The sequence below is a fragment of the Lysinibacillus sphaericus genome, from assembly GCF_005217585.1.
Taxonomy (GTDB): Bacteria; Bacillota; Bacilli; order Bacillales_A; family Planococcaceae; genus Lysinibacillus; species Lysinibacillus sphaericus.
Genome location: NZ_SZPT01000002.1, coordinates 1058487 through 1072262 on the forward strand (window position 1 = coordinate 1058487; position 13776 = coordinate 1072262).

The 13776-nt window shown below is 37.3% G+C and carries 15 protein-coding genes and 1 riboswitch; of the genes, 5 read left to right on the plus strand and 10 right to left on the minus strand.

Features of this window, described 5'->3' with window-relative positions; all coding sequences use genetic code 11:
* The first annotated feature begins 16 nt into the window (after positions 1-16).
* Complete coding sequence (locus FC748_RS10710) at positions 17-784, plus strand: IclR family transcriptional regulator (protein WP_024361419.1); 768 nt, start codon at positions 17-19, stop codon at positions 782-784.
* 42 nt (positions 785-826) lie between these two features.
* Here FC748_RS10710 and FC748_RS10715 read toward each other — a convergent pair whose 3' ends face one another.
* From FC748_RS10715 to FC748_RS10730, 4 genes are read right to left on the minus strand one after another with little or no spacing between them, the layout of a single operon-like run.
* The gene (locus tag FC748_RS10715; protein ID WP_024361420.1) at positions 827-1390 is read right to left on the minus strand and encodes a 5' nucleotidase, NT5C type; all 564 of its coding nucleotides are present in this window, start codon (positions 1388-1390) and stop codon (positions 827-829) included.
* A 16-nt stretch (positions 1391-1406) separates the two neighbouring features.
* Entirely contained in the window at positions 1407-2492 is a 1086-nt protein-coding gene (locus tag FC748_RS10720) for an FAD-dependent monooxygenase (RefSeq protein WP_108029638.1), read from the minus strand.
* Complete coding sequence (gene ribD, locus FC748_RS10725; RefSeq protein ID WP_024361422.1) at positions 2489-3598, minus strand: bifunctional diaminohydroxyphosphoribosylaminopyrimidine deaminase/5-amino-6-(5-phosphoribosylamino)uracil reductase RibD; 1110 nt, start codon at positions 3596-3598, stop codon at positions 2489-2491. Before ribD ends, FC748_RS10720 begins: the two co-directional genes overlap by 4 nt.
* Before the next feature lie 15 nt (positions 3599-3613).
* A complete protein-coding gene (locus FC748_RS10730) occupies positions 3614-4345 on the minus strand; it encodes a GTP cyclohydrolase II (protein WP_024361423.1) in 732 nt (243 codons plus the stop codon).
* A gap of 273 nt (positions 4346-4618) precedes the next feature.
* On the opposite strand from FC748_RS10730, the gene FC748_RS10735 reads away from it, so the two are divergent.
* From FC748_RS10735 to FC748_RS10750, 4 genes are all read left to right on the plus strand, one after another.
* Complete coding sequence (locus FC748_RS10735) at positions 4619-5254, plus strand: TrkA C-terminal domain-containing protein (RefSeq protein WP_069512026.1); 636 nt, start codon at positions 4619-4621, stop codon at positions 5252-5254.
* Between the two features lie 255 nt (positions 5255-5509).
* On the plus strand, positions 5510-6709 hold the full coding sequence (locus tag FC748_RS10740) for a quaternary amine ABC transporter ATP-binding protein (protein ID WP_108029637.1): 1200 nt from the start codon (positions 5510-5512) through the stop codon (positions 6707-6709).
* Positions 6702-7556 (plus strand): ABC transporter permease, encoded by an 855-nt coding sequence (locus FC748_RS10745; protein WP_024361426.1) that lies wholly within the window; start codon positions 6702-6704, stop codon positions 7554-7556. The genes FC748_RS10740 and FC748_RS10745 overlap by 8 nt, the downstream gene beginning before the upstream one ends.
* Positions 7557-7642: 86 nt before the next feature.
* Positions 7643-8515: a glycine betaine ABC transporter substrate-binding protein gene (locus tag FC748_RS10750; RefSeq protein WP_024361427.1), complete on the plus strand. Its 873-nt coding sequence runs from the start codon at positions 7643-7645 to the stop codon at positions 8513-8515.
* A 138-nt stretch (positions 8516-8653) separates the two neighbouring features.
* On the opposite strand, the gene FC748_RS10755 is transcribed toward FC748_RS10750, so the two are convergent.
* The 6 genes from FC748_RS10755 to FC748_RS10780 all read right to left on the minus strand — a co-directional run bounded on the left by FC748_RS10755 (position 8654) and on the right by FC748_RS10780 (position 13390).
* Positions 8654-8968 carry a DMT family transporter gene (locus FC748_RS10755; protein ID WP_024361428.1) on the minus strand — a complete coding sequence of 105 codons (315 nt, stop codon included), beginning with the start codon at positions 8966-8968 and terminating at the stop codon, positions 8654-8656.
* Entirely contained in the window at positions 8968-9309 is a 342-nt protein-coding gene (locus FC748_RS10760) for a DMT family transporter (RefSeq protein ID WP_025218951.1), read from the minus strand. Before FC748_RS10760 ends, FC748_RS10755 begins: the two co-directional genes overlap by 1 nt.
* A 61-nt stretch (positions 9310-9370) precedes the next feature.
* Positions 9371-9468: riboswitch (guanidine-I (ykkC/yxkD leader) on the minus strand.
* A 32-nt stretch (positions 9469-9500) separates the two neighbouring features.
* Positions 9501-10646 carry a PstS family phosphate ABC transporter substrate-binding protein gene (locus tag FC748_RS10765; RefSeq protein WP_108029636.1) on the minus strand — a complete coding sequence of 382 codons (1146 nt, stop codon included), beginning with the start codon at positions 10644-10646 and terminating at the stop codon, positions 9501-9503.
* Between the two features lie 487 nt (positions 10647-11133).
* On the minus strand, positions 11134-11574 hold the full coding sequence (locus FC748_RS10770) for a cell wall hydrolase (protein WP_024361431.1): 441 nt from the start codon (positions 11572-11574) through the stop codon (positions 11134-11136).
* Between the two features lie 72 nt (positions 11575-11646).
* Positions 11647-12441: a GNAT family N-acetyltransferase gene (locus FC748_RS10775; protein ID WP_108029635.1), complete on the minus strand. Its 795-nt coding sequence runs from the start codon at positions 12439-12441 to the stop codon at positions 11647-11649.
* A gap of 85 nt (positions 12442-12526) precedes the next feature.
* Positions 12527-13390, minus strand: a complete 864-nt coding sequence (locus FC748_RS10780) for a phosphotransferase family protein (RefSeq protein ID WP_108029634.1) — start codon at positions 13388-13390, stop codon at positions 12527-12529.
* Between the last annotated feature and the right edge of the window lie 386 nt (positions 13391-13776).

Consider the following 13776-nt stretch of genomic DNA (forward strand, 5'->3'; position numbering starts at 1 on the left):
GTAAGTAGGTGACGAGATGAATCAAGAAACTTTCGAAAAAAACTATACAATGTCATCGTTGCACAAAGCAATTAAAGTATTAAAAGCATTTACAAAAGAAGAACCTAACCTCTCTTTAACAGAGTTGAGTAAAAAAACAGGTATTAGCATCTCCAGTTTACAACGTTTTGTTTCTACCTTTGTGTATGAAGGATTTCTTCATAAAGATGAGGGAACAAAACGCTACCAATTAGGTCATTCACTGCTCTATTTAGGAAACCTAGTCAAACAAGAGTCCAGTCTAATTATTGTTGCAGAGCCTATTTTAAAAAAGCTCAATGAAGATATGGGTGAAAGTGTCTCGATGAATATTATCGACGGCTTAGAAAGGCGCTGTATAGTAAACTATGATTCTACCTACCCTCTATCAACGAAAATGTATGTAGGTGACACCTCCCCACTTTATGCAGGTGCATCTTCTAAAACATTACTCGCATTTATGCCAAATGTTGAAGATTATGTAGAACATATCACACTTGAACCAATTACCGATAAGACGATTTGTTCCAAAGAACAGCTATTAAACGAATTACAGCAAATTCGCGCGCAACGTTTTGCCATAAGTAATAGTGAGCGGGTGCGCGGCGCCTGTTCTGTATCAGCCCCAATATTAAATGCTTCGCATCAAATTATCGCTTCCGTCACACTCGTTATACCGGAAGTCCGTTACAATGATTACGATGAAAATCATTTAATTGCAACGATTCTAAAAGTCGCTGCAAATATTGAAAAACAACTGTTTTAAAACAAAAGGAATGGTACAACGAAACCCGTTATACCATTCCTTTTAATCATTCATTTTGCTTAAAAACTCATGCCAATGATGCATTCGAGGTAAATTCACATACTGGTTGTAAGATTGGTTTTTTAATATCACTTTTGTGTGGATGTCTTGTAGTGTTTCTAATACAGCCGGTTTATCATCTACATAAACATCTAATACAAGTTTTTTAATAATGTTCACTTTCTCCGCGTCTTGCATACCACAATAGAAATGCCCCTCTTCCACAGGAAAACCTTGAGCCTTCATCCATTGTTGCGTTTGCTGACAATATTGCTTCGGACGTGACGTAATATAATAAATTTCATGCCCCTCTTGATGTAATGTTTGTAGCGTTTCAAGGGCCATTTCAAAAATTGGACAATCCGTAAAGTATATTTCCTCTAAAGAACTATTCCACATTGCGGCGCCTTCTGCATCTGTTAAGCCAAAGGGCTCATGAATCTCCACTCTTTCTAAAGCATGAAAGGCTTCCAGTGTGATATCTTTACCTAGTTTTTTATTATAAAGTGAAAAAGCATGTGCCCGTAAATTGATCAATGTGTCATCTATATCAAAACCAAATTTCATCTATGTTTTCTTCCTCTCAAGATGCCCTATCAATGAAGTGAAAGGCAAAAGTCTGTTCTTTTTCAATTTGCTGCGCTAATACTTCTTCAATCGCCTGTGCTCGCATTTGTTGAAAATCTTGCACATTAAATTGACTAATTGTCTCTTTGTTTAGTAAGGATGCAAGACAATCTGCATCTTTTAGCGCGCTATTTAAGCCGAATGCGCCAGTAGGTGTCATGGTATGAACAGCATCACCTAACAGAACAAGTCCTGCTGTACCCCAACAATCGCAATGACTACTAAATACATCGAGTAACACAAAGTCCTGCCATGATTGAATATAGTGTGTAACAATATCATCTAGCTGTGGAAAGGCCTCAATTAGCTTGTGAACAAACGGTGTAAATGGCTGCTTTCTCAGCTGCGCAAAATTTCCTTGTTCAATATTCCAACCAATTTGAATAAAGCCCCCAGTCTGGGAGAATAGCGACAATTGTTTTTCATCAATTAATGCCATTTTAATAGCTGGCTCCCAATCTTGAGGAGCTGGAATTTTCGCCCACAGTAAATCAAAACCATGTTTCTGTTTTTGGCTGGCAATATGGGCTCGCTTTCGAATAGTCGAGTATCGACCATCCGCTCCTATAATAAGCTGACTTTTGATTTCAATTGTTTCATCGTCTTTCCTAGCCACAACACCGATATATCGCCCTGAAGTATCCATCAAAAGTGTTGTCACTTTAGTATGCAAGAAACACTTAAAGTTTTGAAAGTGAACTGTTTGTTGAAGTATTCCCTTAAGTAAATGAGCTTGAGGCACATGAATACCTAAATGCCCTATAATGGCATCTGGAACAATTGTTTTAATGACTTCGCCCTTCGCATAATATTCTAATTTCTCCATTCGTAATAAACCAAGTGCTTCAACCGCTTCAAAAAGAAAATGCTTTTTGAGAACCGTCTCACCTTCTTCGTTTAAATGCTCACCACGAAATGCCTGCCCAAGCGTTGCGTTTTGTTCCAATAGTATGACGGATAGACCCTTTTTAACTAGCAAATGCGCAAGAAGTGCACCAGCTGGTCCAGCTCCGACAATACAAACATCCGCATGATAATTCACTTTCCTTCACCTTTTTTCGGATAAGCAATAATGCGTAAATCTTGCCCTAACTTATTAAATGAATCAAATTCAACATCCCATGCTTCATCCATCGTTGCTGCATTGTAACCAGCGATTGGTGTTAATGATAGACGACCACCTAAAACTTTAGGCGCTACATAGATGATATATTTATTGATGGCAGCACTTTGTAAAAATGAGGCATTAATTGCGCTACCACCCTCCACTAAAATATCTGTAATACCAAGTACATAAAGTTTCTCTAACATATCATCAATATGCAATCCTTCATTATCTCTTCGCACAGGGAGGACCGTAACACCTTTTGCCTCAAAAGTGCTAATTTGCTCTTGTTTGACTTCCTCACTGCAGACAATAATCGTTTGCGCTTCTTCTACATTTAATACATTTGCATGTGCTGGTGTACGAAGATAGCTATCCATGATAATTCGTATAGGATTCTTGCCTTGTCGATTATTTAATCGCGTCGTTAAAGATGGATTATCAGCAATCACTGTTCCAACACCGACTAATATGGCGTCTACTTCATGACGAATATGGTGCACATCTTCCCGAGCTTCTGCACCAGTTACCCATTTGGAATGCCCTGTATGCGCTGCAATTTTGCCATCCAATGTCATAGCATATTTTGAAATAACGAATGGACGTTTAGTAAGCATATTGTGTATAAAACGTTCGTTTAAACGTCGAGATTGTTCTTCTAGTACACCTACCTCCACCTCAATGCCTGCATCACGTAGCAATTGTATACCTTTGCCCGCTACAGCTGGATTCGGGTCCTGCATCGCTACTACAACTCGACTCACTTCAGATTCTTTAACTAAATTCGCACAAGGTGGCGTTTTACCAAAATGTGAGCAAGGCTCAAGCGTAACATAAAGAGTAGCACCTTTAGCGTGCTCTCCCGCCATACGAAAGGCATGCACTTCCGCATGAGGCTCCCCTGCTTTACGATGCAAACCAGTGCCTACAATAACACCATCTTTTACAATAACAGCACCTACAAGAGGATTTGGGTTCGTATTCCCTCTTGCACTCGCCGCCAAATCTAATGCCAATTGCATATATTTTTCATCTGTCGTCATCTTTACACCCTCCACTTACTTCATGTCACGGATATGACCAGATTTTTCAACTTTTGTATCTAAATAAAAGCGGTTTGTCTCTGTTACCCCACCCCATAACGGGATATGTCCATTTGCTGTTAAACCGTGCATCTGTAAAGCGGCTAGCTTTTTCGGATTGTTCGTAATTAGTGTTACAGGTTTTGAACGAAGAGCCGTTAAAACCGTAATCGCCTCTTCATAAGAGCGCGTATCATCTTGGAAGCCAAGTGCATGATTCGCTTCTACTGTATCTAAACCTTCTTCTTGTAGTAAATACGCAAGCGATTTTGAGAATAATCCGATGCCACGCCCTTCATGGTCTGCTAAATAGAAAATCGCACCGCAACCATGCTCTACAATCATTTTCATCGATTCATGCAACTGGTAGCCACAGTCACAGCGTTGGCTTCCAAAGATATCACCTGTATGACAGATGCTGTGCATACGAATTAAAACATCTTCCTCATTTGCAAAATCCCCATAAACAAGTACAGATGATTGCTGAGAAAATGCTAAATTTGCTGTTGCTAGCCCATCAATTATTTCTTCTTTTGATAGATTACTATCAATTTTTAACCAGTTATACCATTGGAATGTCGCTGAAAATTCACCTTGCTTAACAGGTAATTTCACAGGACCTACAAGACAAATATTTTCAGTTTCTGAATGCTTTACAATTGTCATTTTGTCCTTCACTATATCCACTACTTTAGTAGTAATTGTCATATTTATCGCCAACTTTCTATGTTAAACATTTAGGTTATATTTACTAACTGAACATTTCATTATATTTAACTTACTTAACGTAACTTAGTTTATAATAATAACTTAAAACTGTCAAACAACAGCTCTTTTCTACTAAAATATCATATTTGAATAGAAAGCTGTTAAATGATGCTTAGAACCTATACTAATAGCTTATGGAGATGCTATTTTTTCTGTGCAGGCTAGTCTATAATAAGCGAAGGTAGGTTTGTTATGACGAAAGGAAGTTTAAGCATGAACTTAGAAAAAAATGTTCAAGTAAAGCAACCAAAATACCAGCAAATAGCGGTAGACCTTGCTTCAAAAATTGTAGAAAAAAAATATCAAATTGGCGATAAAATTTATGCAAGATCTTCATTGGCTAGCCAATACAATGTATCGGCTGAAACGGCAAGAAGAGCGATAGCCGTGTTGCAAGATTTAGAAATTGTCGAAGCATCCAAAGGTAGCGGTGTCATCATTAAATCGTATGAAATGGCGGCGCGCTTTGTCCGACAGTTCCAAGATGTTCAATCTGTTCATGAACTACAAAATGAGCTGTTGATCAGTATTCAAAAACAACAACAGGAATTGTTGCATTTACAAGAAAAAACAAAACAACTAATTAGTCGCACTGAACATTTCCGTTCCGTTAATCCTTTTATTCCATATCAAATTGAAATGACAGCTGATAGCCCGTGTATTCATCACACATTGCAAGAATTAAATTTTTGGCAAAATACATCTAGCACGATTGTTGGTATCCGTCGTGGCAATGAATTATTACTTTCACCAGGACCATATGCTTCAATTGAAGAAGGAGATATTATTTACTTTATCGGCAATGATGAAAGCTTAGGCCGCGTGCAGAGCTTTTTATATCCAAATTAAAATCCGCATAAGCGCTGATATAACAGCGTTTATGCGGATTTTTTCTCATTTATCGATTTGACAAAAGTAACAACTCTTTGTTAACGTTAAGTTGTTACTTGTTCATTTTTGGTTTTCATTATCCTCAAATAGTTTCAAATAAAACAATTCGCCCACAGATTTGTTTTTAAAGTAACTACATTCTCCCTCTACTAATTGAGGTTGTATCTCACTGTATATTTGTAAGTGGGATTAGTTTTTGAAAGGAGTGGTTCTATGGAAAAAATAAAAGTAGAACATGTTTCTAAAGTTTTTGGTAAGCATATTTCTCAAGCTTTAGAACTCGTCAAACAACAAAAAAGCAAGACAGATATTTTAAAAGAAACAGGTGCAACGGTTGGTGTTTATGATGCTAGCTTTACCGTCAATGAAGGAGAAATTTTCGTCATTATGGGCTTATCTGGTAGCGGGAAATCAACACTTATTCGACTGTTGAATCGTCTTATCGAACCAACGAGTGGCAATATTTATATTGATGGCGAAAATATTTCTAAAATGGGAAAAGAAAGCTTACGAACCGCTAGAAGAAGCAAAATGAGTATGGTTTTTCAAAACTTCGGTTTATTCCCTCACCGTACACTTCTACAAAATACCGAGTATGGTCTTGAAATACGAGGTATCTCTAAAGAAGAGCGCAAAGCTAAAGCAGAACAAGCTTTAGCAAACGCAGGCTTACTTGCCTATAAAGATCAATATCCAAACCAACTATCTGGCGGGATGCAACAACGTGTTGGCTTAGCACGCGCACTCGCAAACGATCCAGAAATTTTATTAATGGATGAAGCATTTTCTGCTCTCGATCCTTTGATTCGGAAAGAAATGCAGGATGAATTACTCGATTTACAACGAACATTGAAAAAAACAATTTTATTTATTACTCATGATTTAAATGAGGCACTACGCATTGGTGACCGTATAGCCATAATGAAGGACGGTTCTATTATTCAAATTGGGACTGGTGAAGAAATTTTAACGAATCCAGCAAATGAATATGTAAAAACATTTGTTGAAGATGTCGATCGCTCTAAAGTATTAACAGCTGAAAACGTAATGGTTCGACCAGTATATGTCAACGTTGACCTTGATGGACCTACAGTTGCACTGAAAAGAATGCGTCAAGAAGCTGTTAGTTTACTAATTGCTGTTGACAAAAACAGACATTTGAAAGGATTTATTACTGCTGATGATGCACTAGCGGCTGCAAAAAAACAGGAACAAACAGTACATTCGATTGTTCAATCCGAAATGTTAACCGTTCCTCCAGATATGCTTTTACAGGATATTTTAGGCATGATTCATAACTCCCCTACTCCTATTGCAGTTGTGAAAGACGAACGTTTACTTGGTGTTCTTATCCGTGGCGTGGTTATCGAAGCACTTTCAACATGCACTGAGGAGGACGTAACACATGAATAATTTTTTAGACAATATTCCAACCTTACCACTTGCCCCATGGGTAGAATCAGCCATGGACTGGTTGACGAGTAATTTTTCAGCATTCTTCGATGTGATACAAAAATACGGAAAACTACTCATGAACCAGGTCACGGATTTATTAATTAGCATTCCCGCTATTATTCTTATTTTACTTGTCGTTATTTTAGCATTTTTCGCTGTAGGCAAAAAATTGGGGCTTGCAAGCTTTACACTAATAGGTCTGTTATTTATTTACAATCAAGGTTTATGGGATCACTTGATGGAAACGACAACACTCGTATTATTCTCTAGTATCATTTCTATCATCATCGGTATCCCACTTGGTATTTTAATGTCCAAGTCAAGCGTTGCTGAAAATATTATTAAACCAATTCTTGACTTTATGCAAACGATGCCTGGCTTCGTATATCTAATCCCCGCAGTTGCCTTTTTCGGCATTGGCATTGTACCTGGTGTATTTGCATCCGTTATTTTTGCATTGCCCCCTACTGTACGTATGACAAATTTAGGAATTAGACAAGTACCAAAAGAATTAGTAGAAGCTGCTGATTCATACGGCAGTACCGCAGCACAAAAATTATTTAAAGTAGAAATTCCACTTGCCAAATCAACCATTATGGCCGGCATTAACCAAACGGTTATGTTATCTCTATCAATGGTTGTTATCGCGTCGATGATTGGGGCACCAGGACTTGGTCGTGAAGTATTAACAGCATTGCAACGTACACAAGTCGGTAATGGATTTGTTGCTGGTTTAGGGCTCGTGATTTTCGCGATTATTATCGATCGCTTAACTCAAAGCTTTAATCGAAAAAAAGAGCTGTAATAGCGCATTTTAGCATTATATCAGCAAGTTACAATCGCATTATGTCACTAAAATGCTAAATACGTAGAGAAGAAAGGAAGATTTGAATGAAACTAAAAACATTATCAAAATTAGGGATGGCTCTAGGGCTAAGCTTTTTACTAGCCGCTTGTAACGAAGGTGATACCACTAAAAAAGAAGATGCAAAAGATGTTAATTTAGCCTACGTTGAATGGGATACTGAAATCGCTTCGACAAACGTTGTCGGTCAAGTTTTAGAAGATTTAGGGTATGATGTTACTTTAACTCCGCTTGATAACGCTATTATGTGGGAAGCTGTTTCTAAAGGGGAAGCAGATGGCATGGTCGCTGCATGGTTGCCACATACACATGGATCACAATATGAAAAATATAAAAGTGACTTAGATGAACTTGGCGAAAACTTAGCAGGTGCGAAAATTGGTTTAGTCGTACCAAGTTACATGGATGCTAATTCTATTGAAGATTTAACAAATGAAGCAGACCATACAATTACAGGCATCGAGCCAGGTGCTGGAATTACGGCAGCAACTGAAAAAGCGTTAGAAGAATATGATAATCTTTCTGATTGGAACTTCTTAACTTCATCTTCAGGAGCGATGACAACAGCACTGTCGAAAGCAATTAAAAATAAAGAAGAAATTATCGTTACAGGTTGGTCTCCTCACTGGAAATTTGCCAAATATGATCTGAAGTATTTAGAAGATCCAAAAGGTGTTTATGGCGGAGAAGAAACGATTAATACATTTGTTCGCAAAGGTTTAAAAGAAGACCACCCCGATGTTTATACTGTTTTAGATAACTTCCACTGGACATCAGAAGATTTAGAATCTGTTATGCTAAATATTTTAAATGGCGATGACCCAAAAGATGCAGCAAAACAATGGATTAAAGATAACCCAGAAAAAGTTGCTGAATGGACGAAAGATATAAAAAAATAACGAAAAAGAACGCTGCATACAGTCCTTTAAGGGCTAAAAAACCCACCTTACTCTCTGCTGGCACATTCCAGCAAGAGTCTAGGTGGATTTTTACTTTACAATGAAATTGTTTAAAATTGTTTGGGTGACTGGCACTACTTAAGATAACAATTTTAAACAAATCGCAGCTCCTAAAACGAGCACAATACAGACGATTCTTCGCCAATCTTTCGATTCATTAAAGAACAACATGCCTAGTATAGCTCCCCCTGCTGCCCCAATTCCCGTCCAAATGGCATAGGTTGTTCCCATCGGCAAGGTTTCCATGGCATAGGCAAGCCCTAAAAAACTAACCGTAAATACGGCAATTAATAAGACTAGGTTTTTTATATTTTTCACTTCATTGTACTTACTAATCATAAAAACACCCATCATTTCACAAAGTCCAGCGATGACTAATGCTACCCACGCCATTATCCCTTCACCTCTTTCTCTTTTGGCTCACCCGTCACAAGCTTCAAGCCTACAACACCTGCGAGTAAAACGACAATACACAAAATTTTTGCTAGTTTCCACGGCTCTCCAAACAGCAGACTATCAGCACATACCGTACCTGCCGTCCCCAAACCTACAAACACTGCATAAACCGTGCCAACAGGTAAACGCTCTCCAGCCTTAATTAATAAATAGAAACTAATAAAAATAGCAATTGCTGTTCCTAGCCATTCTAGTGTACTATTAGCATGCTTTAAGCCAATAACCCAGCCAACTTCAAAAAAAGCCGCTACAAAGACACTAATCCATTGTTTGTTCATTTTAAATCCCTCCATTTTCGACAAATAAAAAAAGCCTACAGAAACACTGTTTTTCAACAGTATCTCCCAGGCTTTTATCCTTCCGTGTCACAAAATATATTTTGTGGTTTTCTCTCGGACCAGACTAGCTAGCGCTACGGAACCCTAGAAAACTATCATATCGAATTGTTACCATCATTATAGCCAATAAGCTAATCATTTTCAACTGGCACATAACCAACCTTTTCAACTAATGCCTGTCCTTCAGGCGACACAATCCAATCAATAAACTTTTTAACATTTGGATTATCCGTCCCAGCAGTTACTGCGTAAAATTCGGATATTAGTGGATATGTACCATTGCAAATATTTTCCTTTTTCGGCTCAATACCATCAATGGATAATAATTGTATTTCATTATTCCCAACCATTTCTGTCGAGTAATATCTAAACGTATAACCAATTGCATTTTTATAATTGCGATATTGAGAAACTTCATGGATTATGCCACCCATGCCAGTTGCTACATTTTCTGCAGGTGCTTCCATTATAGGTGTATCGCCCATAATTTTTTCTAACGTCGTCTGACTACCACTATCAGCTGGTCGTTGGAATGCGCGAATAGAGTCATTATCGCCACCAACTTCGTGCCAATTTGTAATTTGACCTGCATAAATTTGCTTCAGCTGTTCAAGTGAAAGATTTTCAACGCGATTTTTATGATGCACAAAAAAAACAAAAGCCTCACGCCCAATCGGGGTCATAGCAAATGTCAGCCCATTTATTTCCGCGACTTTTACTTGTGAATCTGATGGGGCTGCTGCAAAAATCACATCTACATCACCAGCAATTAAATTTTGATAAGCTTCAGGCGTTCGACTTACTTTCACCTCGCTATCATAGTATGGATAGCTTTTGTTCGGATAGGTCGCCTCTACAAAGGCCGCATATAACGGGTACATCGCCGTTGCTCCATCTATACGCGGAAGTGGCTCTTCCAAGTGTAAGGAAGCGTCTTGACTATTTTTCACAACCTTATTGTGTACTGTAAAAGGTTCATAGGCAGATACATCGATTTCGGCATCAACAGTAGCCATATTCATTTTATAATAGTACTGAATCGGTGCTACAGAAGCAATAATCAGAGCTACACCAATAATCGTGGCGAACAATGTTTTGCGCTTTTTTGTCGTAAACCAGTCAAAAATCATACATGTAATAAATAAAAAGAGGCTAATTGATAACACAAAAAGAAGATTTAAAAAATGGATATCCCCATTTAGTACTAAAGTCAAAGCAATTATTCCTGTGAAAAATAACAAAACTATAAACACTAGTATCGATTGTATAACCCTCATTGCCGTTACCTCCTTATTCTTAAAAGTGTAAATTTACACCACTACTATTTACCTTATAAGATTTCCTTTTAAAACGCAACCATTAGTTATGAAAATATTGGTAACAGACCATAAAAATTGAAGCATATAAAAAAGGATGGGACATAACTAAAAAAATTTAAGGAACAGAACAAAGGTGTTCATAAATTTTTGCTATATGGAAAACTACCACACTTAGCTATTCTTGCTTTTGCAATAAATAAAAAATTAGAAGGGTTCGCTAGTTGTTGGTAGCGGAGGCGGTGACTCCTGCTCAGAACGCACACATTGTAAGACGCTGGCATTCTGCGGGTTAGCGAAGGTTTTCGGCTTACGTGTGTGCCCTCGGAAAGCACCGCCGAAGCGGACAATAACGGCGCAGCAAAAAAGCGCTAGATTGACTGCCATCAATCTAACACTTTTTCTCTTTTGTCCCAGCCTCTAATCGTTACTATAGCAACTGTACTGCCTATCCAATATAAACCCCATCACATGTGTCAGGTGCTGGTTCATAAAAACAATGGTTTTTAAACTGTCCTGCAAATGGTTGACCGTACCATGTAGGTGGGCACGGCGCGTACGGATTAAAGTACCAGAGTGCGTATTTCCCTGGGTGCTCTCGCCAATAATCTAAATTTTGTTTAGCTAATCTTTTCTCCGTTTCTCTTGCTCTTTGATAGAACATATTTCCTTTTTGAACTGCTTCAAATGAATAATTTCCGCCTTGGACTTGATAAATAACATCTTCAATTGATCTTAAATCTTTAAAGTCTAAACAATTGGAAACTAGCCGATTGACAATCACATTGCCAACATACAACATCCCTTGTTTCCCTTCACCTACAGCTTCTGCTCTCATCATCCTCGCCATTAAGTCAATGTCTGCATCACGATATTTTACTCTTGGCAATTCATTCACCCCAAAGTTAGTGTATGACTACAAAACGATAAATGTGTCATATGAAGACGAAGAAAAATACTTTTAACACGGACCATTAGCATCGTGTCTAATTTTAAAGTAAACGCTATAGGGCCGCGGATTTATAAAACCCAATTTAGTCCCTAAATTAATTGAAGCTTGATTATCAATATCACAGTCCCAACGAGGTTGAATATGAGCGGCTAGGCAATCATCGATAAATTGTTCCGCAACGATACTTGCTAATCCTTTTCCTCTATAATGGGAATCTGTCACAATATCTATTTCAGCAAATTTTGTAGATTTAAAAATTGATACGCTTGCGCTAATAATTTGCTCATTATCCTTGACACAAAATCCTATTCCATTTTGGATAAAATTATCCGTTGAATCCCAATATGTATCGTAATATTTGTTGTCAAACTCCAAACAATGTTGGATATCCGCCTGCCCAATTTTAGCTACGTCATATTCACTTTTATCACTGTTTTTTCTATTTTTATACGTCTGTGCGTCAAATGAAAAAGCATAACGCTGGACTTTGCCTACCTGCTGCTTCAGATATTTTTCAATTTCACGATCCCACGCTGCACTAGGTGAAAATAATGTAAAGCGCTTTCCTTGCTCTACAGATGCATCAAAAATTTTTACGAGGTGCTGAAGGAATCGTTCATCTAATACCTGTCCGGCAACATAATTTAATCCTGAATCCGTTGCGATTAGCAATGTCTTGTAATCAACAGCATCTGCATAAACCGTTCCTTTAATCATCGAATCCAATATGCTAAATACAAACGTTGGTGCTTCATTAAGTTTCGTTTTAATCAACTGAAAATGGTCTTTTGATACTATAATCATATGACTATACCTCTTTATTTTATCTTCTTTTCGAGTCCTAAAGTAAATAAGACATATTTGTTCCGTTATTTTACGTGACTACCCATTATTTTAGCAATTTTTCCAAAGTAACTAAATTCCGTTCCAAAAACACAGCATTTTTCTCAAGTCCACGGCGTTTACACCATCCGATACTATTGAAAGCATCTGTAAATCGATAAAAAGGCAATACCACATCTAAATCGATTAATGGCCTAATACTGTTGTATCCTTCTTGATAAGCTTGAAATAATGTAATATCCCGACTTAAAAAATCTCGATATAGCTTTGTAAAATCTATTTCGGTGGAACCAAATCGGACAGATTCAAAATCGATTGTACCTAATACTTTATTAGCATCCACAATAATATTCGCTGGCCGAAAATCCATATGGATCAAACTTGGTCCATCAGGTGATGGGAGCTGTTGTTTCATTTTTTCAAAATGAGCCATGGCTTGATTGTATAAACAAACATCTACCACATCTTTAACATCTTCTGCAAAACTATAAAACTGGCGTTCCACAAAATTAGACCAACTAGCAAACTCATTATCAATGCCGATTAATTTGTGCAAAACAGGAGGTTGGACGGAATGGATGGATGCGTGCAAGACCCCTACTTGATAAGCTACTGTTGGTGGAGCTTCAAATGTTAACGGTTTACCTTTTAATTCGGATAATAAAAATGCTCCTGTACAGGCTTCATCACCAGCCCAACAATCCAGCATGTCTGGTATAGCTACCCTTCCTTTTAATAGCTCATACGCTTCTAACTCTCGTTGATATTTTAATTTTGAAAAAGGTATCTTCACAAAAACATTTTCCTTATTACGTAGTGCACATTTAACAACTGTTGAACTATTGGAATCTTCCACCTCACTGACTAATACAGCATCCAATCCAAAATGTTTAAGAACACGATCTACCATCTATATGAACCTCCATTTTATAAATTTCATTGTTGAATCGTTCATCACTTGCATAAATGAAAATTTTTACCATTTTCTATTATCTAGAATATTTGATGATTATGCAAATGCCTTAAAGATGAGAACATAAACTGCAATATTTCTACACAAAAAACATTGCGTAGAATAGTTTTAAGTTAAAGGAATTTCTTTATTTCCATATTGCATTTCAACTAAAAATGTCTTGATTATTTTTAACGTACGTAAACAAACAATTGTATGCTCCTACAGTACAAAGAGCCTAACGTTATATCTATTGTTATAATAAAAAAATTTATTTAGGTAGTTAATGTTTTCTTAATCATCTTATTGACGAATTAATAACTATTCTATAAAATTAATTTCGT

Bases quoted from the DNA above. Each gene is read 5' to 3' on its own strand.
- FC748_RS10710 (WP_024361419.1), top strand. From the start codon at position 17: ATGAATCAAGAAACTTTCGAAAAAAACTATACAATGTCATCGTTGCAC.
- FC748_RS10715 (WP_024361420.1), bottom strand. From the start codon at position 1,390: ATGAAATTTGGTTTTGATATAGATGACACATTGATCAATTTACGGGCA.
- ribD (WP_024361422.1), bottom strand. From the start codon at position 3,598: ATGACGACAGATGAAAAATATATGCAATTGGCATTAGATTTGGCGGCG.
- FC748_RS10730 (WP_024361423.1), bottom strand. From the start codon at position 4,345: ATGACAATTACTACTAAAGTAGTGGATATAGTGAAGGACAAAATGACA.
- FC748_RS10735 (WP_069512026.1), top strand. From the start codon at position 4,619: ATGAACTTAGAAAAAAATGTTCAAGTAAAGCAACCAAAATACCAGCAA.
- FC748_RS10740 (WP_108029637.1), top strand. From the start codon at position 5,510: ATGGAAAAAATAAAAGTAGAACATGTTTCTAAAGTTTTTGGTAAGCAT.
- FC748_RS10745 (WP_024361426.1), top strand. From the start codon at position 6,702: ATGAATAATTTTTTAGACAATATTCCAACCTTACCACTTGCCCCATGG.
- FC748_RS10750 (WP_024361427.1), top strand. From the start codon at position 7,643: ATGAAACTAAAAACATTATCAAAATTAGGGATGGCTCTAGGGCTAAGC.
- FC748_RS10755 (WP_024361428.1), bottom strand. From the start codon at position 8,968: ATGGCGTGGGTAGCATTAGTCATCGCTGGACTTTGTGAAATGATGGGT.
- FC748_RS10760 (WP_025218951.1), bottom strand. From the start codon at position 9,309: ATGAACAAACAATGGATTAGTGTCTTTGTAGCGGCTTTTTTTGAAGTT.
- FC748_RS10765 (WP_108029636.1), bottom strand. From the start codon at position 10,646: ATGAGGGTTATACAATCGATACTAGTGTTTATAGTTTTGTTATTTTTC.
- FC748_RS10775 (WP_108029635.1), bottom strand. From the start codon at position 12,441: ATGATTATAGTATCAAAAGACCATTTTCAGTTGATTAAAACGAAACTT.
- FC748_RS10780 (WP_108029634.1), bottom strand. From the start codon at position 13,390: ATGGTAGATCGTGTTCTTAAACATTTTGGATTGGATGCTGTATTAGTC.